A 25,233-nucleotide genomic window follows, 5' to 3' on the forward strand; every position below is an offset into this window, starting at 1 on the left:
AAAGTAAATAATTCAAAATACATATATGTCAAATACAGCAACTCTAGAAATTAATGGCGAAAAACATGAATTCCCATTAATTGTAGGTACAGAAAATGAAGTAGGAATCGATATAAAAAGTCTTAGAGCAGTTACTGGTGGAGTAACAACTATTGATCCAGGTTATAAAAACACAGGGTCTTGTGAGAGCGCTATTACTTTTTTAGATGGAGAAAAAGGAATTTTAAGATATAGAGGATATTCTATTGAAGAGTTAGCTGAAAAAGCAGATTTCCTTGAAGTTGCTTTTTTATTAATTTTTGGAGAATTACCAACTAAAGAGCAATTAAGTAAGTTTGAACAAGATATTAAGGAAGAGTCTGTAGTAGATGATGATGTAAAGAAAATTTTAGACGCTTTTCCAAAGTCTGCACATCCAATGGGTGTAATTTCTTCTTTAACAAGTGCATTAACAGCTTTTAATCCTTCTTCTGTAGATGTAGAGTCTGAAGAAGATGTTTACAAAACTGTTTGTAAAATAATGGGAAAATTTCCTGTTTTAGTAGCTTGGACAATGCGTAAGAAAAAAGGAATGCCTTTAAACTATGGAGACAATTCTTTAGGATATGTAGAAAACATCTTAAAAATGATGTTTGAAAAGCCAAATGAAGAGTATAAACAAAATGATATTTTAGTAAACGCTTTAGATAAGCTACTAATCTTGCATGCAGATCATGAGCAAAACTGTTCTACTTCAACAGTAAGAATTGTAGGTTCTGCACATACAGGATTATTTGCATCTATATCTTCTGGTATTTCAGCACTTTGGGGACCACTTCATGGTGGAGCAAACCAAGCAGTTTTAGAAATGTTGGAAGCTATTAAAGAAGATGGTGGAGACACTAAAAAATTCATGGCAAAAGCAAAGGATAAGCAAGACCCTTTCCGTTTAATGGGATTTGGTCACAGAGTTTATAAAAACTTTGATCCACGAGCAAAAATTATTAAAGTTGCTGCAGACGAGGTTTTAGCAGATTTAGGTATTGAAGATCCAGTATTAGATATAGCTAAAGGATTATCTGAAGAAGCACTTAGTGATGAGTATTTTGTAAAGCGTAAATTATATCCAAATGTAGATTTCTATTCAGGTATTATTTATAGAGGTATGGGTATTCCTGTAGAGATGTTTACAGTAATGTTTGCATTAGGTCGTTTACCAGGTTGGATTGCACAATGGAAAGAAATGCGTAACCGTAAAGAGCCAATTGGTCGTCCAAGACAAATTTATATTGGTGAAAACCATAGAGATTTTAAAGACATTAGCAAAAGATAAATTTTTTTTAAATAATATTATAATAAAAGCTTCATAAAACATTATGAAGCTTTTTTATATCTTTACTTCATGTTAAAACTAAATGTAAAAAACGAAACTTCTAGATTGCGTGCTGTTGTACTTGGTACAGCAGATAGCAATGGTCCAACACCAAAAGTAGAAGATGCTTACGACCCAAAATCTGTGCAACATATAAAAGCTGGAACTTATCCTATTGTAGCAGATATGGTAAAGGAGATGGAAGCTGTAGCAGCTGTTTTTGAAAAGTATGAAGTACAGGTTTTTAGACCAAAATCAATTAAGGATTATAACCAAATTTTTTCTAGAGACATTGCTTTTGTAATAGATAATAAATTAGTGAAAGCAAATATACTTCCTGATCGCGAGCGCGAATACGAAGCTATACAGCATGTTTTAGATCAAATTAATCCCGACGATATTATTATATTACCAGAAGAGTGTCATGTAGAAGGAGGAGATGTGATGCCTTATAACGATTATATTTTTATAGGAACTTACTCTGGAGAAGATTACCCAGATTATATTACAGCACGTACAAATACAGATGCTGTAATAGCGATACAAGAGCATTTTCCTAATAAAATAGTAAAAGCTTTTGAGCTTAGAAAAAGTAATACAGATCCTAAAGAAAACGCTTTACATTTAGATTGTTGTTTCCAACCTATAGGAGCAGATAAAGCCATTTTGCATAAAAATGGATTTTTAGTAGAGCGTGAATATGAATGGTTGGTTGATTACTTTGGAAAAGACAATATTTTTGAAATTAGTAAAGACGAAATGTATAATATGAATAGTAATGTATTTAGTATCTCTGAAAACGTTATTATTTCTGAAAAAAACTTTACACGTTTAAATTCGTGGTTAAGAGCACATGGTTTTACTGTTGAAGAAGTACCTTATGCCGAAATTGCAAAACAAGAAGGTTTGTTGCGTTGTAGCACAATGCCTTTAATACGAGATTAAACTCCTGTTAAAGCAGGAAAATTATATAATTATAACACCTATTTTCAAATTGAAACAGGTGTTTTTTTATGTTTATCTGAAAATTCGTTTAACGTTTATGTATATGGTTTGTTGCGTGGTTAAGTAACTAAATTAGTAAATAAAAACTGAATAGAAAATCCGCGAGGATTTTCGTAAGTAGGCTAGAATTAGCAATAAATTATATACTGTGTTGTAAAACGTATTTATTAATTCATTAGTTTAGTAGCTTCCCAAACATAATCTAAAGTAAATTCCCCAAATCGACTAATATACTCTCCATTCTTTGAAATTACTACAAAACTTAACCAAGGATATTTATGTTTAAAAAATAATTCAGATACTTGATTTCCAGCATCTTTCTGCCAAGGAATAATTCCCTTGTGTTTTTTTAATCCGTTATAATTTTTATAGAGATAAATTGGTTTAATTTCTCCTATTTGATTTAATCCATTTTCAAGGTCTTTTTTCCATTTTTTCATCCATTGTCTATCTACAAATCCACCTCCTGAATTATAAGGGTCTTTATCAATATAATAAATAATAACAATCGGTTTTGTATTATCAATATTTGTGTCTAATATTTTATTCAGTTTACTATCGAATAATTCTTTATTTGTGATTTTTCCACGAATTTCTCTATTTGTTAGAGTTTTTGTTCTCAAAGAATCATTTTGGACAGCGACTAGACTTCTGTTCGAGCGAGATTTTTCAAATTCGGATTTGCTTACTTCTATATTATTTTCATTAAAATATTTAGTCCTATTACTTTCAACTTTTGTGGAAGAACAAGAGTAAGTTAAAATTCCGATTATTAATGTAAGTATTGTTTTTCTCATATGTTTTACAACGTATAGCGAATATGATTCCGTTTTAATGAATTATATTCGTAGTTAAACGAAGTTAGCTAAAAATTTTGAGAATGTCAAGTCTAAAATCTAACCCTAAAACTAACGTTTGGAGTAATACCTAAGGATACGTTTTCAATTTTGGAGACTTGATTGTTGTTTAAAGTGTAGTAAGTATTTATTATGTTTTTTTGATCTAAAATATTCCAAACAGAAGCTCCAATTACCGCTTTGTTTTCGCCTAACTTAAATTGGTAGGTTGCAGATAAGTCTGTTCTTAAATAGTCTGCTAATCGACTACTGTTTGGTGCTTTGTAATTTATACTGTTTCCATTTATAGGATTATCGTTATCGGGTTTTGTAAAAGGTTTTCCAGAGTGCCAGTTAACACCTAAGGCTAGCTTTAATTGTTTCCATTGGTATGTGCTTCCGTAATTTATTTGATGTTGTACATCAAAATTATTCGGAAAATCTATCCCATTATTTAATGTGTCAAAAGCATAGTTATTAGTGCTATAACTATAACTTAACCATGTGCTAAATGCATCCATTTGTTTGTTAACCAATATATCAATCCCTTTAATATTATAATTACCTATAGCATTTATAAATTGGTATTGGTTCTGGAAACCTTGACTTCTAGTGGATATACCTGTTACTTTTTTTATGTAACCTTCTGCACTTACAAATAGCTTGTTTTTATTGTAAGTTAGCCCAAAACTAGCTTGTTTACTTTTAATGATTGGTATAGTATTATCATTAGCTAAAACCCATCTGTGTTTTTCTATGCCTAAAAAATCGTTTTGTAAATCTATAAGCTGTGATGTGCTTTGGCTTTTAAATTCGCCAGAAAGTTCTGCGCTAAAATGTTTAAAAAACCGCTGACTTAAATACAGTCTAGGTTCTGTAATATGCATATTAAATTTTCTGAAGTAGTTGTTGCGTAAACCTAATTTTATTACAGTGTTTTTGTTTTTTGAATTATAAATACCTTCTGTATAAGCACTATAAGTGCGTAAGACACGTTTAATATCTCGTTTAAAAAAAGGAGAATTTACTTCTTCTAAATTGCTAATTCCAACTTCATCAAACTGAAAACCACCAAGTATTGTTATAGCGTTTAAATTATAATTAGCATCAATTTTAACTCCATTATTAATGACTTTGTTTTCTTGTATTAATCGTTGATTATTTACAATGTCATAGTCAGAGGATTTTAAATCATAATTAGAATAATAGGCTTGAACTGTCGTGTTTAATTTGTTATTCCAATAGCGTGTATAGTGTAATGCTGAGGCGCGATTTTGTTGTTTTAATTGATTGGTAGTGTTTTGTGGTGTTATGCTGTTTTCTGTATATTCTTCAAAATCTAATTGGTTAAAAACATTAAGTAATGTAAAACGTAGTTTGTCTTTTTTACCAAGATCATGAAGTAATTTTAATGAAATATCACTAAAGCGAAACGTTTGATTGTCTGAAACCGAAGTTTGACTATTGGATACTTCAGAGTCTTGAAACACACGTTTATAATATTGATTATATGTTGGTGTATTTAATACATCTGTTATAGATCGTCTTGTGGCTAATTGTAGTTGTGTTTTTTTTGCTAAAGGGATAACAACAAAACCATCTGCAGTAATCATGTTTATACCTATTCCTGCATTAAAAGCATCATCTGTATTGTCTGATAATTGCATGTCAATTACACTAGATACACCATCACCATATTTTGCACTAGTTCCGTTTTTAATTACGGTTACATTTTTAGTTAAGTAAGGGTTAAAAGCAGATATTAAACCAAAAAAATGACCAGATTGAAACATTTTTATTCCATCATACAAAATTAGGTTTTGGTCATGTGTTCCTCCTCTAATATTAATATTAGAAACGGTTTCGTCAACACTTAAAACTCCAGGTAATGCTTGTATGGTTTGAAGCACATCTGGTTCAATCAATCCAGGAAGTATCCCAAAGTGTTTTGGCTGTATAGTAATGTTTCCGGATTTGTTTTTGTTTATTCCTGTAGTTAGATAATTAGAGACAATTACTTCGTCTAATTTCTGAAAAGAAAAATTATTAACAGCACTAGATACTGTAATAAAATGGCTGTCTAACTTGTTAAATTTTAATGTGGTTTGGGCTTCAATATTAGATAGTGTAGTATCTAAACTATCTTTAGTATTAAAAGTGACAAATACACCTTTTATAGCACTATCTGCATAAGAAAAACTGACTTTAAATTGGTGTTCAATAACAGATAAAGCATCTAGTAAGGGAAGTTTTTTATTTTGGGCATAGGTTGAAAAACAACTTATTAGTAATACAATTAAAAATAGTGTAGTTTTTAACGATTTACTCACGCGTTAAAATAATAGTTTTGTTAGCTTTTTTGTATTGTAATTGTAAAGGTTCTGTTATAGACTTAAGCGCAATAGTTATATTGTTATGTGTAAACTTACCTGTAAACAATGTACTTGTATTTATAGTATTAACATCAATCTTGACATTGTATTGTCTTTCAAACTCTGCTAATACTTCGCTTAAAGGTACACTAATAAAACTACTTACGCTATTTAACCAATCGGGTTGTGCTTTTGTAGTTGCAAATCGATCTGCTTTTTTATCATTAATAATTAAAAAAGAATCTCCTGCATTTAGCATAGTTTTTTCTTTACCAAAATCTACACGTACAGTCCCTTCAAAACAAGTGACTTCAAAATAATTAGGACGTTGTTTAATATTAAACTCTGTACCAATTACGGTTACTATTCCAGCATCTGTATTAACACTAAATGTACTTCCTTTTGTAACTTTAAAATACGCTTCACCATCAAGGTTAATACTACGTTTGGTATCGTTCCAATCCTTTTTATTATAAGTAATTTTTGATAATGCGTTTAGATTTACTGTAGAGTTGTCTGGTAATTGTACTTGAGTTTTTTCTGTATATTGTGTAGCAATAGTAGTATCTAAAGTAGTTGTGTAATAGTAAGAGCCAAAACAAATAGCCAAAATTGCAGCAACTTTTAGTAAAGGTTTATACCAACTGTTTTTTGCAGTTTTAGAGTGTTCGATTTTAGATGTAACGGTTTGTAAAGCATCATCAGTATTAAACTCTGGCGCTTTAAACCCTTTACTATAATTAGATAGCTTGATTAAAGACTCATAATCCTCTAAAGCTTTAAATGCTTCAAGCTCTTCAGGAGATAAGTTATTATCTAACCATTTTAATATTAATGTTTCTCTTTCCATATTCGTTATTCAACTATATAACAGATTGCTAATTAAAATTCCTACCTAGTTTAATAAAACTATTTATAGTTTTAATTTTATAATCCATCAATCTCTTGTCTCAATTTTTTTAAAGCGCCATAAATGCGTTTTTCAACCGCTTTTGTACTGATTCCTAAAATTTCGGCAATCTCTTTAAAACGTTTTCCTTCAGTACGATTCATTAAAAAAGCAACGCGTTGTGCTTCTGTTAAATTAGAAATGGCTAATTCTAATTTTTGTCGGTATTCATTTTCTTCCATTAAAAATTCTGGAGACTCATTTGTCTGATTAGTACGTTTTAATTTTTGATGTTTAAGTACCACTTTTTGATGTGCAAATTCATTTAACATTAAATTATTTGCAATGGTAAACACATAGCTTTTTGCTTTATCTGGACTTACTTTTTTGCAGTTTTCCCATAATTTAATAAAAGCTTCTTGTGCTTTGTCTTCAGGATTTAATCGGTCACCAAACTTATAGTATAAAAAATCATGAAGACTTTTAGCATGTTTTTTAAAAAATGCTTCAAAGCGTGATTTTTCACAAATATTATTATGTAGTGGTTGCGACATAGTTTTTATAATGATGTGCAAAATAGAAATATTTTTTTTGATTTTAAGGGTAGGGATTTTTTAAAAAGAAATGTTTTATTACTGAAAGCAAAAATTATTGCTTTGAAAAAGAAAAAATTTATTTAAAAAAAAATCTAAATTCTATACTTATTATGAATTTTAAGAAGATGCTTTTTTTGCCTCTAATTATATTGGCTGCGTTTTTTTCTTGTCAAGATGAGGCATCAGAGATTATAAATCCAGAACAAGAGGAAATAATTGATGGTAGCTCCACAGTTGCTAACTTAATGAGTAGAACAGCTACAAACGATGGGTCAAATGATAATATTATTGATTACGCTAATTGCCTTGAAGTTGTATTGCCTGTTACTGTAACTGCAAATGGTGTTACAATTACCATTCAGAGTTATACAGATTTTGAAGCGTTAGAAGCACTTTTGGACGCGTTTACAAATGATAATGACGAAGTAGAAATAACATTTCCAATTACAGTAATATTAAACGATTATATTCAAATTATCATTAATAATCAAGAAGAACTAGAAGCCCAAATAGAAAACTGTAATGGAGAAAATGAGGCAGATGATGATATTGAGTGTGTAGATTTTCAATACCCAATAAGTTTTTCTATTTACAATACAGATTTTCAGGTAATTGAAACTATTACAGTAGATAATGACGAAGCACTTTATAATTTTTTAGACACATTAAATGGACCTGTTTTAGCTAGCTTAAACTTTCCTGTAGCACTAATTTTGGCCAATGGAAATACGTTGGAGGTTAATAGTAACCAAGAATTAGAAGTTGCTATTATGGAAGCAGAGGATGATTGTGATGAAGATGATGATTACGATTATAATGATGACGATGAGTGTACTGAAGAGTCGATTGAATTGGCTTTAAAAGAATGTCTTTGGGAAATTACAACTTATAATAATACTGATGTATTTAACGATTATTATTTGGATTTTGATCCTAACTATGGTTTTGTAGTTTATAACCAAAATGGAAATGTTGTTCATGATGGTACTTGGGCTATAAGTGTAAATAATGATGGAAGTTTTATTGTAGATTTTGATACCAATTGGCAAGATTTAAATGGAGTTTGGATTATCGAAAACTGCGATAATCATGACGAGTTTAATTTATACAATATGAGTGCTCAATCTTCAATGCAAATACAACAAGATTGTGGATGTAATAATCCAGAAACATTAATTAATGATTTGATTATATATATGCCATTTGCAAATCAAGTTAAAGATTTAATTAGCCAATATGAACCAGCAAATACTACAAATAGTTTTGTAGAAGATAGAGCTGGAAATCAAACTTGTGCTTTGGCTTTTACAGGAAATGATACGTTTGAAATCCCTGTAAATGCATCAAATCAACTTGTTCAAGGAGATAGTTTTACTATTAGTGTTTGGTTTAAAATGCAAAACACAGATGCAGGAGATTTAGAAATCTTTTTTAGGTCTCCAGGTAACGCAACTCAAGGTTTTCAATTAGGAGTGTACGATTTAAATACACCATTGTTTTTTGACAATCTAGGAACATCGGTTTGGGATAATGACTGGAATGGAGAGGTTGATGTTGTATGGGAAAACACAGATTGGCACCATTTAGCTGTAACAGTAGACTCTAATAATACAATAAAATTTTATAGAGATGGAGTACAAAGAAATACTATCGCTAACTCTAGTTTTAGTATTGGTTCTCAAGCTGCAAATTCGTATATCATAGGAGAAGGATTTGTAGGTCATTTAGACGATTTGAGAGTTTATAAAAGAACCTTAAACCCAAATGAAATAAACATATTATATACATTGGATGCAGAATGTTATGATTGTTTGTAATTAAAATATAGTTTTAGTTAAGTTAATTATTAATCATGAATGATTAAAAGGTTGCTAATTTTAGCAACCTTTTTTTATGGAATTATTTGCAGTCTAAACTTCGTAAATACGCTTCAAATTCCTATTTTTGTGCTTCCTAAAAAACAGAAAAAATTATGTTTAATAATTTAAGCGAAAAGTTAGATAAAGCGTTACACGTACTAAAAGGACACGGAAGCATTACAGAAGTAAACGTTGCCGAAACCTTAAAAGAAGTACGTAGAGCACTTTTAGATGCCGATGTTAACTTTAAAATAGCTAAAGATTTTACTAATAGAGTAAAAGAAAAAGCACTAGGTCAAAACGTATTAACAACGTTGCAACCAGGACAATTAATGGTTAAAATCGTTAAAGACGAATTAACAGAATTAATGGGTGGAGATGCAGCTGGACTTAATATGTCAGGATCACCAACTATTATTTTAATGTCTGGTTTACAAGGTTCTGGTAAAACAACTTTTTCTGGTAAATTAGCCAATTATTTAAAAAACAAGAAAACTAAAAAACCTTTATTAGTAGCATGTGATGTATATCGTCCAGCTGCAATAGATCAATTACATGTTGTTGGAGATCAGCTTAAAGTAGACGTATATAGTGATAAAGGAAATAATGATCCTGTTGCAATTGCACAAGCAGGTATTGCACATGCAAAGCAAAATGGACATAATGTAGTAATTATTGATACAGCAGGTCGTTTAGCGGTTGATGAAGCTATGATGACAGAAATATCTAATATTCATAAAGCCATCCAGCCACAAGAGACGTTATTTGTTGTAGATTCTATGACAGGTCAAGATGCTGTAAATACTGCAAAAGCATTTAACGATGTACTTAATTTTGATGGTGTTATATTAACAAAATTAGATGGTGATACACGTGGTGGAGCAGCAATTTCTATTAAATCTGTAGTTAATAAACCTATTAAGTTTATTGGTACAGGAGAAAAAATGGAAGCAATTGATGTCTTTTATCCTTCACGTATGGCAGATCGTATCCTTGGAATGGGAGATGTTGTGTCTTTAGTAGAAAGAGCTCAAGAACAATTTGATGAAGTAGAAGCAAGAAAACTTCAAAAGAAAATTGCTAAAAACCAATTTGGTTTTGACGATTTCTTAAAGCAAATTCAGCAAATCAAAAAAATGGGTAATATGAAAGACCTTGTTGGAATGATTCCTGGAGCTGGAAAAATGATGAAAAATGTAGATATAGACGATGATGCTTTTAAAGGAATAGAAGCTATCATACACTCTATGACACCTAAAGAAAGAACAAACCCTTCAGTTATTGATGCAAGTCGTAAAAAAAGAATTGGTAAAGGTTCTGGTACTTCTGTACAAGAAGTTAATCAATTGCTAAAACAATTTGATCAAATGGCTAAAATGATGAAAATGATGCAAGGAGGAAAAGGTAAAGCAATGATGCAAGCAATGAAAAACATGAGGTAACTCATGTTTTTTTATTTATTATAAAATATAATTACAAATTATCCAACGATGACAATACTAGACGGTAAAAAAGTAAGTAACGATATTAAAAACGAAATCAAAGCTGAAGTTGATAAAATGAAAGCTAATGGTGAAAAGGTACCACATTTAGCAGCAGTAATTGTTGGAAATGATGGAGCAAGTTTGACTTATGTTGGTAGTAAAGTTAGAGCTTGTGAGCGTGTAGGATTTGAATCTACAATGGTAAGATTATCTAATACAACATCAGAAGTTGAATTATTGGATAAAATAGATGAGTTAAATAATAATGATGATATTGATGGTTTTATTATCCAGCTGCCATTACCACCACAAATTGATACCCAAAAAGTCTTAATGGCTGTACATCCAGATAAGGATGTAGATGGGTTTCATCCAATGAATTTTGGTAAAATGGCTTTAGATATGTCAACATTTATTCCAGCAACTCCTTTTGGGATTTTAGAATTATTAGATCGTTATAATGTAGACACTAAAGGTAAACATACAGTAGTAATTGGTCGTTCTCATATTGTTGGTCGTCCTATGAGTATTTTGATGGGTCGTAAAGGTTTTCCTGGAAACTCTACAGTAACATTAACACATAGTCACACAAAAAACATCACACAAATAACTAGTCAAGCAGATATTATTATTTCAGCTTTAGGAGTGCCAAATTTTTTAAAAGCAGAGATGGTTAAAGACGATGTTGTTATTATTGATGTAGGAATTACACGTGTGCCAGACGATACTAAAGAAAGAGGTTATAGAATTACTGGTGATGTAGATTTTGAAAATGTAAGTAAAAAAGCTAGTCATATTACACCAGTTCCTGGTGGAGTAGGACCAATGACAATTGCAATGCTTTTAAAAAACACGTTATTAGCTAGAGAGCGTCACAGAATGTCTTAAAAATTAAATACTTAATTTAGCAGCCTGAAATTATTAATTTCAGGCTTTTTTATGCAACTATTTTCTCGTGTACAATTTGGAAGTTTGGAGCATCTTTTGCCAATTATTTTGGCGATAGCTTTGTGCATGGCTATATTTCAATTTGTAAAAAGAAAGTCTGAATCTGTAAAAATAAAAGTATTTCAAGTTTTAGGTGTTTTTGTATCGTGCTTTATAACCATATTTCATTTGTGTCAAATAGTTCAAGGAGGTTACAGTTTACAATCAGATTTACCATTGTACTTGTGTAGTTTTATGGCATTATTTATTTTTATATTTACATCAACCAGAAAATTTTTACTGTTTGAAGTTTTATTGTTTTGGATAATTGTAGGTACCTCCCAAGGAGTGATAACTCCAGATATAGAAGTTGGTTTTCCTTCTTTTGATTATTTTAGATATTGGATTGTGCATCTAGGTTTAATTATTATAATAGCTTATGCAATTGTAATTTTAAAAATGAAACCTAACTTAAGAAGCGTAATAAAATCTTTTTTAGCATTGCAAGTTTATTTAATTATACTAATGCTAATTAATAAGTTGTTAGATGCTAATTATTCTTATTTAAATAAAAAACCAGAATCTGGATCAGTATTGGATTATTTAGGAGAGTGGCCAAATTATATAATAACTGTACAGTTATTATTAATCCCAGTTTTTCTATTAATTTATATGCCCTTTTTTCTTACCAGAAATAAGAAGTAAATCATCTATTTTAAAAAAACAGGTAAATCTTTTTTATTAATTTCTTCTTCTTCTATTACGTGCTTTGTCTTCTTCGTAGTTTTTTGTTGAATCCTCAAGTAGTAAGTGTAGTGTTTTTAACTCTGCTTCAGTAAAATTACGATGCTCTCCAACAGGAACATCCAACTTAATATTCATTATTCTAACACGTCTTAGAGACGTTACCTCGTATGTTAAATACTCGCACATACGTCTAATTTGTCTATTAAGACCTTGAGTTAAAGTAATCCTGAAGGTATGCGAATCTATTTTTTTAACAGAACATTTTTTTGTGGTTTTATCTAAATCTTCAAGATAAATACCGCTTGCCATTCTGTTTATGAAGGTTTGAGAAATGGCTTTGTCTACTGTTACTAGGTATTCTTTTTCGTGATTATTACTAGCGCGTAAAATTTTATTTACGATGTCACCATCATCTGTCATAAAAATTAAACCATCACTTAATTTATCCAATCTACCAATTGGAAAGATGCGTTTTGGGTATTTAATAAAGTCAATTATATTGTCCTTTTCTACATTAGTGTCTGTAGTACAAACAATTCCAACAGGTTTGTTAAATGCTAGATAAACAGGTTTTTCTTTATTAGTTTCAATGATTTTACCATCTACAGCAACGACATCTGATGGACTAACTTTTGTTCCCATTTCTGGTACAATACCGTTAATAGTGACACGTCCAGCATCAATTAGCTTATCACCTTCACGACGAGAGCAATATCCAGCTTCGCTTAAAAACTTGTTTAATCTAGTTAATTTTTCTTCCAAAATATTAGTTGTTTATAAAGTCTATAATGGCTTGATTAACACTGTTGTCTCTTAAACCATGACCAAAACCTTCTGTTGTAATTAGTTTTGAGTTTTTAAAGTTAGCATTTATTAACTCAGCTTCGTCATAACTTATGATTTGATCTTGTTTGTCATGTATGATTAGTCCTTCTAAATTTATTTTTTTTGAAAACTTTGCTGCAGAATAAAATGAAGGTGGATTGTTAAATCTATCTACAACTAATTGATTTAAACCGTTTTCTATACGATTATTATAACTCATCATATTAACATAGTTTTTAAAAACCTTTGTAAATTCTGATGGAGCACCTAGTAAAATCATTTTTTCTAATGATTGGTTTTGGTGTTTATGTTGAAAAAAAACAGAAGCCATACCACCAACAGAATGCCCTATAATAGTATTAGCTTTATAATGACTGGCAACTACGTTTATAAACTCCGAATATAAGATGGCATTAAATTGCGTTCCGCTAGATTTACCATGTGCAGGACCATCTAACGCTACAATATTATAATCTAGTTTTTGTAAGGTCTTAATTAGATTTTTCCATCTAAAGGCATTGCTTTCCCAGCCATGAGCAAGTAAAATAGTTTCTTTAGATCCTTTCCAAGTATAGGTTTGTATTGATGCGTCTTCGTAATTTAAAATCTGTTGACTTGCAGTGTTTAAAAACTTATCTTCTTTTTCATTATTACGTCCTTTTCTTGGTGTAGCAAAAAGGTCTAAAGCTTTAGAGCTTGCGTATTTTGGAGCAATAAAACTAACGATATTTAGAGTGCTTCCTATTATTTTGGGTATTGCTTTAGCAATTGTTTTTTTCATTTTAGTCTTCTCTGTTAACTAAATCCATAGAAAAAGCAGGAGTACATATTGCAATATATTCGCATGCGATAGTAAATGGGTTGGAGTATTGTACTCTGGTGTTTTTATTAATCTTAATAGATTGTCCAGCTTTTAGTATAATTATTTCATCGTCAATTATAAATTGCTTTTTGCCTTTTATAATATAGGTGTATTCATCAAATTTGGGTGTTTGAAAAGGCTCGCTCCAACCAGGAGGAGCAATCATATGTGCAATACTTATGTTGGAATTTCCATCTGTGGCTTGACCAAAATGCTCTTCTATAACTTTGCCATCTGTTGTTGGTACAACAAAAGGACTGTTTTGTATTTTGTAATTTTTGTTTGTAGCCACTAATCCACGAATTTTAATTTATCTTTTTAGTTTGAGTAAGACTTGTAAAATAGATTACCAACCCAACATCAATTCTTTAATTTTTGCGGTATCTGGTATATTAGCTTCTTCAATGTTTTTTGTCATATCAAATCTAAACTCTCCAGGTAATTCTTTTTTATCAATTAAGAAAAACACATCACTTTCTTTTACAAAAATAGATGCACTTTTAAACGAATTTTGAATTTTAGTAATGGTGTATTTTGACTTAATCTCTCCAAAGGTACTATTATAATTTATTCCTTTTTCGGTTTTAAATCTTGGATCTTTAATCCTTATACTAGATATAGTTGCAGTAGAATCTAATGCTTGTTTTGGAGTAAAACTTAGTAAGTGTTTCCCTCCTTTTTCATAAATATCAATAGTGTTTAAGGTTCCTGTAAATTCATCTCCAGCAATTGGACTAATTATGGAATCTTTTGCAAAGATTGTTTTTAAATCTTTAACTTGAGTCGAATCTGTTAATAATCCAATGTTTTTATTTTGTATTAAAAATGGATCCATTTCTGTTTTACAAGATGTAAAAGTTATTGCTATGATGCTTAATGCTAATAGGGTTTTTTTCATCAAAAATTATTTAATTTTTTTATTTCTTTTTTAAGTTTTAACTAAATTATTTCATTACACGCTTTAAAATACCAAACACGCTTCTTATAAAAGTCGCGCTTGTTAATACTTTAATTATTGGGTTTTGTGCAGTACTTTTTCTTCTAGTTGAGGTTGATTTAGCTTTTTTTGCTGCTTCTGCTTTTTCTGCTTTAGCGTCTTCTTTAATTTGTAAAGCTTCTGCTTTTTCTATTTTTTTATTTAGCATTTCATAAGCACTTTCTCTATCAATTGTTTCGTTGTATTTTAAAACTAGTTTAGAGTCGTCTAATAAAGCTTGCAATTCGTTTGCATTTAACACATCCATTCTGCTCATAGGTGCACGCATCATTGTTGCAGCTAATGGTGTTGGACGTCCTTTTTCATCTAAAGCAGAGACCAAAGCTTCTCCTGTACCTAAAGATGTTAATACTTCTGCAGTATCATAATAGTCTGTGTCTGGATAGTTTTGTGCTGTTAGTTTAATTGCTTTTCTGTCTTTTGCTGTAAAAGCACGTAATGCATGTTGTATTTTTAAACCTAACTGACTTAAAACACCTTCAGGTACATCTGTTGGATTTTGTGTTACAAAATATAAACCAACACCTTTACTACGTATTAGTTTAACAATACTTTCTATTTGATTAAGTAATGCTTTTGAGGCTTCGTTAAAAATTAAATGAGCTTCGTCAATAAACATGATTAATTCTGGTTTTCCAGAGTCGCCTTGTTCTGGTAGAGTTTCATAAATTTCTGCTAACAAGCTTAGCATAAATGTCGAGAATAATTTAGGCTTATCTTGTATATCAGTTAGACGAATAATATTTATATAACCACGACTGTCTCTTGTGGTGCGAAGTAAGTCTTCAACTTCAAAACTTTTTTCGCCAAAAAACAAATCTCCTCCTTGTTGTTCTATTTCTATAACTTTTCTTAAGATTGCTCCAGTTGAAGCTGTAGATATGCGTCCATAAGCGTCTTCAAATTCTGCTTTACCTTCTTTTGTACAGTATTGTAAAATCTTTTTAAAATCTTTTAAATCTAAAAGCGGTAATTTATTATCATCGCAATATTTAAAAATGACAGCAACAACTCCAGATTGAGTATCTGTTAAATCCAATATTCTTGAAAGTAAGACAGGTCCAAACTCGCTAATAGTAGCACGTAATCTTACACCATCTTGCTCAGAAAGACTCATGATTTCTACAGGAAATCCTTTAGCTTCAAAGTCTAAACCTATTTTAGCATGACGCTCGTCAATTTTTGGGTGACCAGGACTTGGTTGTGCAATACCACTTAAATCTCCTTTAATATCCATAAGTAAAACCGGAATACCTTTATCGCTTAAGTTTTCTGCTAAAACTTGAAGTGTTTTGGTTTTTCCAGTACCAGTTGCGCCAGCAATTAAACCATGTCTATTCATAGTTTTTAATGGTACATTTACATAAGCATCTTTAATAGTTTTACCATCTAGCATGGCAGAACCTAGTGTAATATAATCACCTTTGCATGTATTACCTTCTGTAATGTGTTTGAAGAAGTCGTCTTGTCTACTCATTTTAAAAAAATTTGTTGTAAAAATACTAATCTTAGCTTAAATGGTTAAATAACTTTTGACTTTAAATGTTTAAAACTTTCAATAGATAAGATTATCTTTGCAAATCATGAAACAAGAGATACAAGATTTAGTTAATAAAGGACTAATGTTGCCTTTAATGGAAGAGTTTTATACCATCCAAGGAGAGGGTTATCATAAAGGTACTGCTGCCTATTTTATAAGAATTGGTGGTTGTGATGTTGGTTGTCATTGGTGTGATGTTAAGGAAAGTTGGATAGCAGATTTGCATCCTCCAACTAAAACTGAAACTATTGTAACTAATGCTAAAAAGTATAGTGATACTGTAGTTGTTACAGGTGGAGAGCCATTAACTTGGGACATGACAGAATTGACTAAACAGCTAAAGTCTGAAGGTTGTAAAATACATATTGAAACTTCTGGAGCGTATGAATTAACTGGAGAATGGGACTGGATTTGCTTATCTCCTAAAAAAATGAAATTACCTACACAAGGTGTTTATGATAAAGCAAATGAGTTAAAATGTATTATTTATAATAAAGACGATTTTAAATTTGCAGAAGAACAAGCAGAAAAAGTAAATAATAATTGCATTTTATATTTGCAGCCAGAATGGAGTAAACGTGATACTATGATTCCGCTTATAGTAGATTATGTTATGGCAAACCCTAAATGGAAAGTGTCATTACAAACACATAAGTATTTAAATATTCCCTAGACTTCTTAAGATTTAATAAACTTAATAGATTGTCTTCCACTATTGTTATGAAAATCTAAAAAGTACACTCCAGATGCTAAATTTTTAACATCAAAAGTATAGTGTTTTAGATTTGCTGAAGCTTTAATTTGTTCTCTAGACAATTGTTTTATAAAACGACCTGTACTATCATATAATTCGATTAGTAGGTTGTCATCACTTTTAAAATTAATAGTAAATTTTAAATAGTCCTTAACAGGATTCTTTAATAGTGTTATGTCTAAAGGCGATTTTTGTGGTTCTGCAATATCTTCAATACTTAGTGTTTGATCTGTATATTTATATACTCCTGTTCCAGAAGCGTAGGCAACGGTTGGAGACACAACAAAAATTCGATTTAAATTATTTCCAATATTTAAATCAGTCCAAGTTAACCCTCCATCTGTAGTTTCATAAAAACCTGTGGAGTGTCCTCCAATCCAACCATGAGTTTCTGATACAAAACCTACAGCTTGGATATATGTTTCAGGTGCATTTGCGCTAAACCAAGTGCTTCCACCATCTGTTGATTTTATAAATTTTCCTAAAGTTGGTGTTACAGACTCTACAGCTCCAAAAATAACACCAGTATTACTATCTAATATCTGGATTTTCCACACATATTCTCCAACAACATTCGAATTGTAAATTTCTGTCCAAGTAGTGCCACCATCTACTGTTTTTAATAACGTTCCACCAGTTGCATTTCGTCCTGCAACAAAACCAATAGACTCTGTTAAAAAATAAATCTCCACTAAAGCATCAGCATAAGCAGACATGTCTATGGATTGCCAAGTCATTCCGCTATCTGTTGATTTAATAACTACTGCAGGATTAAAATACGCACCACAACCATAAACAGTACTTGTTCCAACAGTATCTAATCCGCAAATAGCTGCAGGGTTTGGGTTTATGTTTGTAATGGCAGTCCATGTAACACCACCATCAGTAGTTTTGTAAACTACTCCGTTTAAAGTCCCTAAAAACCCAATGTTTTCATTTAAAAATTCGATATTTCTAAAATAATGACTGCTTCCTAAATCGGTTTGGTTTAATTGTTCTGTCCAAGTAAGTCCACCATCAGTAGTTTTGTAAACAGCAGCATAAAAACCATTAGCAGCCCAACCAATATTAGCATCTAAAAAAAACACGTCATCAAAACGTTGATTATTTGGGTTGGAAGATAGGTTTGGTACAGCTTGCCATGTTGATTGAGCAGTAATATTTAAACTAAGTAAAAGAAAGATTAATTTAATAAATTTCATGATGATTAGATTTTCTACTTACAAAGCTAGTATTTCTTTTTTTAAACATAATTTAGGAGCTATTATATATACATAACTCTTAAAAAGATTAAACTTTTGAATTGATTTTTTTTACTCATATTAAGTATTTCTTAGTTTTAAATTTCATTTTTAATATAATTTGCTATTATTTGTTTTAATATGTAAGCTTTTTTGTGTTTGTTGTTTTAATAATGAAACTTAAGTCTAATATTTGCATCATCAATAAGAACAAAAGAATTTAAAATATAAGATTATGTGTGGAATTGTATGTGCTTTCGACCTAAAACAAAAAAGTGAAGATTTAAGACCTCAGGTTTTAGAAATGTCTAAGACTATTCGTCATCGTGGACCAGATTGGTCAGGTATTTATAGTGATGATAAAGCTATTTTAGCGCATGAGCGTTTAGCAATTGTAGATCCAGCTTCTGGAAAGCAACCATTATTTAGTCCAGATAAAAAATTGGTTTTAGCTGCTAATGGTGAGATTTATAACCACAGAGAATTAAGAAAACAATTTCCAGATTATGACTTTCAGACAGAAAGTGATTGCGAAATAATTTTAGCATTATATAAAGAAAAAGGTGTTGATTTTGTAGATGATATGAATGGAATTTTTGGTTTTGCTATTTACGATACCGAAAAAGATGAATACTTTATTGCTAGAGATCATATGGGAATTATTCCTTTATATATAGGTTGGGATCAAAACGGAACATTCTATGTTGCTTCGGAGTTAAAAGCTTTAGAAGGAATTTGTTCTAAAATTGAGTTATTTCCACCAGGACATTATATGTCTAGTAAAGATGGAAAGTTTGTACAATGGTATAAAAGAGAGTGGAGAGATTACGATGTAGTAAAAGACGTAGACTCAGACAGTATTAAGTTAGTAAAAGACGCTTTGGAGGCAGCAGTTAAGAGACAATTAATGAGTGATGTACCTTATGGTGTGTTATTATCTGGTGGTTTAGACTCTTCAGTAACCTCTGCAATTGCAAAAAAGTATGCGCAAAAACGTGTAGAAAATGATGGAGCAAGTGATGCTTGGTATCCACAGTTGCATTCTTTTTCTGTAGGATTAGATGGTTCTCCAGATTTAGCTGCAGCACAAAAAGTAGCAGATTATATTGGTACAGTACACCACGAAATAAAATTTACAATTCAAGAAGGTTTAGACGCAATAAAAGATGTTATTTATAATATAGAAACTTACGATATTACAACAATTCGTTCCAGTACACCAATGTATTTAATGGCTAGAGTTATTAAGTCTATGGGAATAAAAATGGTGTTGTCTGGTGAAGGAGCAGACGAGATTTTTGGAGGTTATTTATACTTTCATAAAGCACCAAACGCTAAAGAGTTTCATGACGAAACAGTACGTAAATTAGATAAACTTCACATGTACGATTGTTTAAGAGCTAATAAAAGTTTAGCTGCTTGGGGAATTGAAGGTCGTGTACCATTTTTAGATAAAGAATTTATGGATGTTGCTATGAGTATTAACCCTCAGGATAAAATGATTAATGGAGAACGCATGGAAAAATGGGTAATCCGTAAAGCATTTGAAGATATGTTACCAGAAAGCGTTGCTTGGAGACAAAAAGAACAATTTAGCGATGGTGTTGGTTACAGTTGGATTGATACTTTAAAAGAAGTTGTAGAAAAGGAAGTTACGGACGAGCAAATGGAAAATGCAAAATTTAGATTCCCTATCCAAACACCGCAAAACAAAGAAGAGTTTTATTATCGTTCTATTTTCGAATCTCATTTCCCAAGTGATGCAGCAGCTTTAAGTGTGCCACAAGAGGCAAGTGTAGCTTGTAGTACAGCTATTGCTTTAGAGTGGGATGAAGCGTTTAAAAATATGAATGAGCCTTCTGGTCGTGCTATTGCAAATGTGCATGATAAAGCTTATTAAAAATAGACTATTGATTTTAGCAAAATAAAAAAAGCCCAATTTTAAAATTGGGCTTTTTTTTAGTTTAATACAAGTTGGCTTAGAATTGGATCTGGAGTTAGATGCTCAATTCTGTCAATAACTCTAAATAGTTTTGTTTTGTCTAATGGTTTAGAAATGCAATCTATAAATCCTGCATCATATACTTCGCTATTAATCTCAGCAGATGAGTATGCTGTATGAGCAATAATAGGTAAATAAGGTTTAAACCCTTTAATTATTTTTCTAGCTTCAAAACCACCCATTTTTGGCATTTTAAGGTCCATAATTACTAATTGGATATTGTCATTTTCTTTACAAATATTAACTGCTTCTTCACCATTATTAGCTCTTATAACTGTGTATTTTCTAATACTCATTACACGTTTTATTAGCATAAAGTTAATGTTATTGTCTTCTGCTATAAGTATAGTAAGTGGTTTTACTTTATCAACAGGGTTTAGTTCTGCTTCTTTTTTAGGAGTAATTGGTAAACCGTTAAGTTTTAATGGAATTGTAAAAGTAAATGTTGTTCCAATATTTTCTTTTGATTCTAGCCAAATCCTACCACCTAACATTTCTATATAAGCTTTAGATATAGCAAGTCCTAACCCTAATCCGCTTAAGTTTATTGTCTTGTCATTTTGGATTCTGTTAAACCTATTAAAAATATTTCTAGAGTCTTCTTCAGACATTCCAATTCCAGTGTCTTTGATATAAAACTCTAGTGCATTATCATCAGGATTAATATTATATCCAAAATTAACTTTTCCGCTTTCTGTATACTTAACAGCATTATTAACTAAATTAACAATAACCTGTATAAACTTAGTCTCGTCACTAATTAATTGATACACTACAGGGTATCTAGGTTGGTCTAAAAATATTTGTAGAGGTTTGTCCTTCGGAATAGTAATTTCAACAGTTTGTTTAATGTCATTTAAAATTTCATCTAAATTAAAAGCGCTATGATTTGGCTTAACTTGATTAGTATCAATTTTAGACATTTCTATTAAATCATCAATAATAGAAACAAGGTTTTTACCACTTCTTGTAATAACTGTTATGTATTCTTTTTTCTCAGTTTCAGATAGTTTTTGAGTACTTAATATATCAGAAAACCCAAGAATAGCATTCATAGGTGTTCTAATTTCATGAGAAAGGTTTGTTAAAAAAGAAGATTTTAAAATTTCACCTTCTTCAGCTTTTTCTTTGGCTTTTTTTAGTTCAGCTTTTTGTTTGTTGTTGCTTAAAAATAAATCACCAATATGAGAAAACTCATTTGAAAATTTCTGTAATTCTGTAATAGCAACCTCGTCATTTTTCTCCAAAACTTCTGTAATCAAATTTAAAGGTCTGTGTACAAGAGATTTAAAAGTGAAAACATAAGTTGCAAGGATAGCTACAAAACTAACTGTAAAAATTATTAAAAATAAATTGTGATAGTCCTCTAGAAAAAAGAATGAAATCAATGCTAATAATAAAAATAAAATACCAGTAGCAGTTACTAAAGCTAACATTCTACCATAGGTTGTAGATAAATAGTCTTTCATAAGATAGGTTTAATAGTTTGGGGATCGCGAAAATAGCAAATTATTTAGTTACATTATTTATTTTCCTACAAAAGTTTTTTTAATAGACTATTAATCAAAGTATTGTTGGGTTTTATTTTTTGATTGATTAATCTGCTTTGTTTATCTAAAATCTGCCATATTTCAGTGTATTTGTTAATCAAAAATATCGCTTCTTAGAGGTTTAGTGTTTTTGTGTGATTTAGAAAAGAAAAAAAACCATCAAAATTAAGTTTAAGGTCTTTTTTAGACGTTTTAAGAGTGTTTTAAGGTTTTTAACAAATGTTAATAATTTTTCTATTCTACACTTAAATTAGCTTGAAAGACTTTTAATATTTCGTATATTTGTTTGTATTCAAAAGGATGCTATTAAGCGTCTTTTTTTATGCCTTAAATAATAAAACAGATCATAAATAATATTTAAAATATGAGCGAAAAAAAAGAAAGCTTTAACGAACACGGTTATTCGGCAGATAGTATTCAAGCTTTAGAAGGGATGGAGCACGTACGTATGCGTCCTTCGATGTATATTGGAGATGTTGGTATACGTGGTTTACACCATTTAGTATATGAAGTTGTAGATAACTCGATTGATGAAGCTTTAGCTGGACATTGTGATAATATTACAGTAACCATTAATGAAGACAATTCAATTACCACAGAAGATGATGGACGTGGTATCCCAATTGGAATGCACAAAAAAGAAGGTGTATCTGCTTTAGAAGTTGTAATGACTAAAATTGGAGCTGGTGGTAAGTTTGATAAAGATTCTTATAAAGTATCTGGTGGACTTCATGGAGTTGGTGTAAGTTGTGTAAATGCATTATCAGAGCATCTTAAAGCAACTGTGTTTAGAGAAGGTAAAGTCTATGAACAAGAATATGAAAGAGGAAAACCTTTATATCCAGTAAAATCAACAGGAGATACAGATAAAAGAGGAACAACAGTTACTTTTAGACCTGATCCAACAATTTTTACACAAACGTTAGAGTATAATTACGAAACGTTAGCTAGTAGAATGCGTGAATTGGCCTATTTAAATAAAGGGATTACGGTACATTTAGTAGATAGAAGATCTAAAAAAGAAGACGGATCTTTTGAAGGTGAAACATTCCATTCTGAAGAAGGATTAAAAGAATTTATTCAATTCTTAGACGCTACAAGAGAACCTTTAATGAAAGATGTGATTGCATTTGAAGGAGAGAAAAATGGTGTTCCAGTTGAGGTTGCCATGATTTATAATACTTCATATGCAGAAAATTTACACTCATATGTAAATAATATTAATACACACGAAGGAGGTACACACTTATCAGGTTTTAGACGTGGTTTAACGCACACGCTTAAAAAATTCGCTGATAATTCTGGAATGCTAGACAAATTAAAATTTGACATTGCTGGAGACGATTTCCGTGAAGGTTTAACAGCAATTATTTCGGTAAAAGTTCAAGAACCACAATTTGAAGGACAAACAAAAACTAAATTAGGAAACAGAGAAGTATCTGCATCTGTAAGTCAGGCAGTTTCTGAAATGTTAACCGATTATTTAGAAGAAAATCCAGACGATGCAAAAACCATTGTGCAAAAAGTAATTCTTGCTGCTCAAGCACGTCATGCTGCAAATAAAGCGCGTGAAATGGTACAGCGTAAAACTGTAATGAGTATTGGTGGTTTACCAGGAAAATTATCTGACTGCTCAGAGCAAGATCCTGCAAAATGTGAAGTGTATCTTGTCGAGGGAGATTCGGCAGGTGGAACAGCAAAACAAGGTCGTGATAGAGCTTTTCAAGCTATTTTGCCTTTACGTGGTAAGATCTTGAATGTAGAAAAAGCAATGTCTCATAAAGTATTTGAAAACGAAGAGATAAGAAATATTTTTACAGCACTTGGTGTAACAATAGGAACAGAAGAAGACAGTAAAGCATTAAATCTTTCAAAATTAAGATACCATAAAATAGTAATTATGTGTGATGCCGATATTGATGGTTCTCACATTGAGACACTAATCTTAACATTCTTCTTTAGATATATGAAGGAGTTGATAGAAAATGGTCACATTTACATTGCAACACCACCTTTATACTTAGTTAAAAAAGGACAGAAAAAGCAATATGCTTGGAATGATGAAGAGCGTTTAGCAATTATGGAAGATTTTGGAGATTCTGCAAAAATACAACGTTATAAGGGTCTTGGAGAGATGAATGCAACACAACTTTGGGATACAACAATGAATCCTGAATTTAGAACATTGCGTCAGATTTATATCGAAAATGGAGCAGAAGCAGACAGAGTCTTTTCTATGTTAATGGGAGACGAAGTACCACCACGTAGAGAGTTTATTGAGAAAAATGCAATTTATGCTAATATTGATGCATAAGTATGACGCTTAAATAATTAGAAAAAACGTAAGGCGAAAACCTTGCGTTTTTTCATTTAAAAAACAATATAAATTCCTATTTTTGTAGGACTTTAAACAATACAATTAAAATAATAAAAAAAATATGAAAGTAACAGTAGTTGGAGCAGGAGCAGTAGGTGCAAGTTGTGCTGAATATATAGCAATAAAAGATTTTGCTAGCGAAGTAGTAATCCTTGACATTAAAGAAGGTTTTGCAGAAGGTAAAGCGATGGATTTAATGCAAACCGCTTCATTAAACGGTTTTGATACAAAAATTACAGGAAGTACTAGTGATTATTCTAAAACAGCAAACTCTGATATTTGTGTAATTACCTCTGGAATTCCTAGAAAGCCAGGAATGACTCGTGAAGAGTTAATAGGTATTAATGCAGGAATTGTAAAAATGGTATCTTCTAGTTTGATAGAGTATTCTCCAAATACAATTATAATTGTTGTGTCTAATCCAATGGATACAATGACTTATTTAGTACATAAAACAACTAGCTTACCAAAAAGTAAGATTATAGGAATGGGTGGAGCGTTAGACTCTGCACGTTTTAAGTATCGTTTAGCAGAAGCATTAGGAGCACCTATTAGCGATGTTGACGGAATGGTAATTGGTGGTCACTCTGATAAAGGGATGGTACCATTAATTGGCAAAGCAGCAAGAAATAGTGTAAAAGTTTCTGAGTTTTTATCAGAAGAACGTATGGATCAAGTAGTACAAGATACTAAGGTTGGAGGAGCAACGCTAACAGGTTTGTTAGGGACTTCTGCTTGGTATGCTCCAGGTGCAGCAGTATCTGCAATGGTACAAGCTATAGCTTGTGATACTAAAAAAATATTTCCTTGTTCTGCTTTTTTAGAAGGAGAATATGGTTTAAACGGTTTATCAATAGGAGTACCTTGTGTTTTAGGAGCTAACGGAATTGAAAAAATTGTTGAGATTAGTCTGTCTGATGCAGAAAAAGCAAAATTAGCTGAGTCTGCTGAAGGGGTTTCTAAAACTAATGGACTATTGGAATTATAGATTTTAAAAGTTGTAAAATTTGTTATGGCAA

Annotated in this window: 21 protein-coding genes; 10 read left to right on the forward strand and 11 right to left on the reverse strand. The window is 31.0% G+C overall.

The genetic code is table 11. The features are described 5' to 3' along the window. The first annotated feature begins 25 nt into the window (after window positions 1-25). Both SJY17_RS08155 and SJY17_RS08160 read left to right on the forward strand, forming a co-directional pair. Complete coding sequence (locus tag SJY17_RS08155; protein ID WP_397362070.1) at window positions 26-1,312, forward strand: citrate synthase; 1,287 nt, start codon at window positions 26-28, stop codon at window positions 1,310-1,312. A 69-nt stretch (window positions 1,313-1,381) separates the two neighbouring features. Continuing rightward, the gene (locus SJY17_RS08160) at window positions 1,382-2,296 is read left to right on the forward strand and encodes a dimethylarginine dimethylaminohydrolase family protein (protein ID WP_397362071.1); all 915 of its coding nucleotides are present in this window, start codon (window positions 1,382-1,384) and stop codon (window positions 2,294-2,296) included. Between the two features lie 227 nt (window positions 2,297-2,523). Here SJY17_RS08160 and SJY17_RS08165 read toward each other — a convergent pair whose 3' ends face one another. The 4 genes from SJY17_RS08165 to SJY17_RS08180 all read right to left on the reverse strand — a co-directional run bounded on the left by SJY17_RS08165 (window position 2,524) and on the right by SJY17_RS08180 (window position 7,007). Further along, window positions 2,524-2,979 (reverse strand): hypothetical protein, encoded by a 456-nt coding sequence (locus SJY17_RS08165; RefSeq protein WP_397362072.1) that lies wholly within the window; start codon window positions 2,977-2,979, stop codon window positions 2,524-2,526. A gap of 266 nt (window positions 2,980-3,245) precedes the next feature. Continuing rightward, window positions 3,246-5,522, reverse strand: a complete 2,277-nt coding sequence (locus tag SJY17_RS08170) for a TonB-dependent receptor plug domain-containing protein (RefSeq protein ID WP_397362073.1) — start codon at window positions 5,520-5,522, stop codon at window positions 3,246-3,248. Beyond that, window positions 5,515-6,414, reverse strand: a complete 900-nt coding sequence (locus SJY17_RS08175; protein ID WP_397362074.1) for a FecR family protein — start codon at window positions 6,412-6,414, stop codon at window positions 5,515-5,517. The genes SJY17_RS08170 and SJY17_RS08175 overlap by 8 nt, the downstream gene beginning before the upstream one ends. Before the next feature lie 77 nt (window positions 6,415-6,491). After that, a complete protein-coding gene (locus SJY17_RS08180; RefSeq protein WP_397362075.1) occupies window positions 6,492-7,007 on the reverse strand; it encodes an RNA polymerase sigma factor in 516 nt (171 codons plus the stop codon). Between the two features lie 152 nt (window positions 7,008-7,159). Between SJY17_RS08180 and SJY17_RS08185 the strand changes: the two genes are divergently transcribed. The 4 genes from SJY17_RS08185 to SJY17_RS08200 all read left to right on the forward strand — a co-directional run bounded on the left by SJY17_RS08185 (window position 7,160) and on the right by SJY17_RS08200 (window position 12,024). Continuing rightward, complete coding sequence (locus SJY17_RS08185; protein WP_397362076.1) at window positions 7,160-8,866, forward strand: LamG domain-containing protein; 1,707 nt, start codon at window positions 7,160-7,162, stop codon at window positions 8,864-8,866. Window positions 8,867-9,021: 155 nt separating this feature from the next. After that, window positions 9,022-10,350 (forward strand): signal recognition particle protein, encoded by a 1,329-nt coding sequence (gene ffh / locus SJY17_RS08190; protein WP_397362077.1) that lies wholly within the window; start codon window positions 9,022-9,024, stop codon window positions 10,348-10,350. Between the two features lie 48 nt (window positions 10,351-10,398). Further along, window positions 10,399-11,280: a bifunctional 5,10-methylenetetrahydrofolate dehydrogenase/5,10-methenyltetrahydrofolate cyclohydrolase gene (locus SJY17_RS08195; protein WP_397362078.1), complete on the forward strand. Its 882-nt coding sequence runs from the start codon at window positions 10,399-10,401 to the stop codon at window positions 11,278-11,280. 51 nt (window positions 11,281-11,331) lie between these two features. Then, entirely contained in the window at window positions 11,332-12,024 is a 693-nt protein-coding gene (locus SJY17_RS08200; protein WP_397362079.1) for a TIGR02206 family membrane protein, read from the forward strand. Window positions 12,025-12,060: 36 nt separating this feature from the next. Here SJY17_RS08200 and rluF read toward each other — a convergent pair whose 3' ends face one another. The 5 genes from rluF to SJY17_RS08225 are packed head-to-tail and all read right to left on the reverse strand — an operon-like array spanning window position 12,061 to window position 16,227. Beyond that, window positions 12,061-12,828, reverse strand: coding sequence for a 23S rRNA pseudouridine(2604) synthase RluF (rluF, locus tag SJY17_RS08205; RefSeq protein ID WP_397362080.1), 768 nt, complete (start codon window positions 12,826-12,828; stop codon window positions 12,061-12,063). A gap of 4 nt (window positions 12,829-12,832) precedes the next feature. After that, entirely contained in the window at window positions 12,833-13,672 is an 840-nt protein-coding gene (locus SJY17_RS08210) for an alpha/beta fold hydrolase (RefSeq protein ID WP_397362081.1), read from the reverse strand. 1 nt (window position 13,673) lies between these two features. Next, window positions 13,674-14,045 (reverse strand): cupin domain-containing protein, encoded by a 372-nt coding sequence (locus tag SJY17_RS08215; RefSeq protein WP_397362082.1) that lies wholly within the window; start codon window positions 14,043-14,045, stop codon window positions 13,674-13,676. A 54-nt stretch (window positions 14,046-14,099) separates the two neighbouring features. Then, window positions 14,100-14,651 (reverse strand): hypothetical protein, encoded by a 552-nt coding sequence (locus SJY17_RS08220; protein ID WP_397362083.1) that lies wholly within the window; start codon window positions 14,649-14,651, stop codon window positions 14,100-14,102. 46 nt (window positions 14,652-14,697) lie between these two features. Next, window positions 14,698-16,227 carry a helicase HerA-like domain-containing protein gene (locus SJY17_RS08225; RefSeq protein ID WP_397362084.1) on the reverse strand — a complete coding sequence of 510 codons (1,530 nt, stop codon included), beginning with the start codon at window positions 16,225-16,227 and terminating at the stop codon, window positions 14,698-14,700. Between the two features lie 106 nt (window positions 16,228-16,333). On the opposite strand from SJY17_RS08225, the gene SJY17_RS08230 reads away from it, so the two are divergent. Beyond that, window positions 16,334-16,963 carry a 7-carboxy-7-deazaguanine synthase QueE gene (locus SJY17_RS08230; protein ID WP_397362085.1) on the forward strand — a complete coding sequence of 210 codons (630 nt, stop codon included), beginning with the start codon at window positions 16,334-16,336 and terminating at the stop codon, window positions 16,961-16,963. Window positions 16,964-16,968: 5 nt separating this feature from the next. On the opposite strand, the gene SJY17_RS08235 is transcribed toward SJY17_RS08230, so the two are convergent. After that, window positions 16,969-18,246 (reverse strand): YCF48-related protein, encoded by a 1,278-nt coding sequence (locus tag SJY17_RS08235; RefSeq protein WP_397362086.1) that lies wholly within the window; start codon window positions 18,244-18,246, stop codon window positions 16,969-16,971. Between the two features lie 274 nt (window positions 18,247-18,520). Here SJY17_RS08235 and asnB point away from each other — a divergent pair, with 274 nt between their 5' ends. After that, window positions 18,521-20,185 (forward strand): asparagine synthase B, encoded by a 1,665-nt coding sequence (gene asnB, locus SJY17_RS08240; protein ID WP_397362087.1) that lies wholly within the window; start codon window positions 18,521-18,523, stop codon window positions 20,183-20,185. 59 nt (window positions 20,186-20,244) lie between these two features. Here asnB and SJY17_RS08245 read toward each other — a convergent pair whose 3' ends face one another. Further along, a complete protein-coding gene (locus SJY17_RS08245) occupies window positions 20,245-21,756 on the reverse strand; it encodes an ATP-binding protein (protein ID WP_397362088.1) in 1,512 nt (503 codons plus the stop codon). A gap of 445 nt (window positions 21,757-22,201) precedes the next feature. Between SJY17_RS08245 and gyrB the strand changes: the two genes are divergently transcribed. Continuing rightward, window positions 22,202-24,151, forward strand: a complete 1,950-nt coding sequence (gene gyrB / locus SJY17_RS08250) for a DNA topoisomerase (ATP-hydrolyzing) subunit B (RefSeq protein WP_397362089.1) — start codon at window positions 22,202-22,204, stop codon at window positions 24,149-24,151. Between the two features lie 124 nt (window positions 24,152-24,275). Continuing rightward, window positions 24,276-25,202: a malate dehydrogenase gene (locus SJY17_RS08255; RefSeq protein WP_397362090.1), complete on the forward strand. Its 927-nt coding sequence runs from the start codon at window positions 24,276-24,278 to the stop codon at window positions 25,200-25,202. The last annotated feature ends 31 nt before the right edge of the window (window positions 25,203-25,233 follow it).

The organism is Olleya sp. R77988, from assembly GCF_044594215.1.
GTDB lineage: Bacteria > Bacteroidota > Bacteroidia > Flavobacteriales > Flavobacteriaceae > Olleya.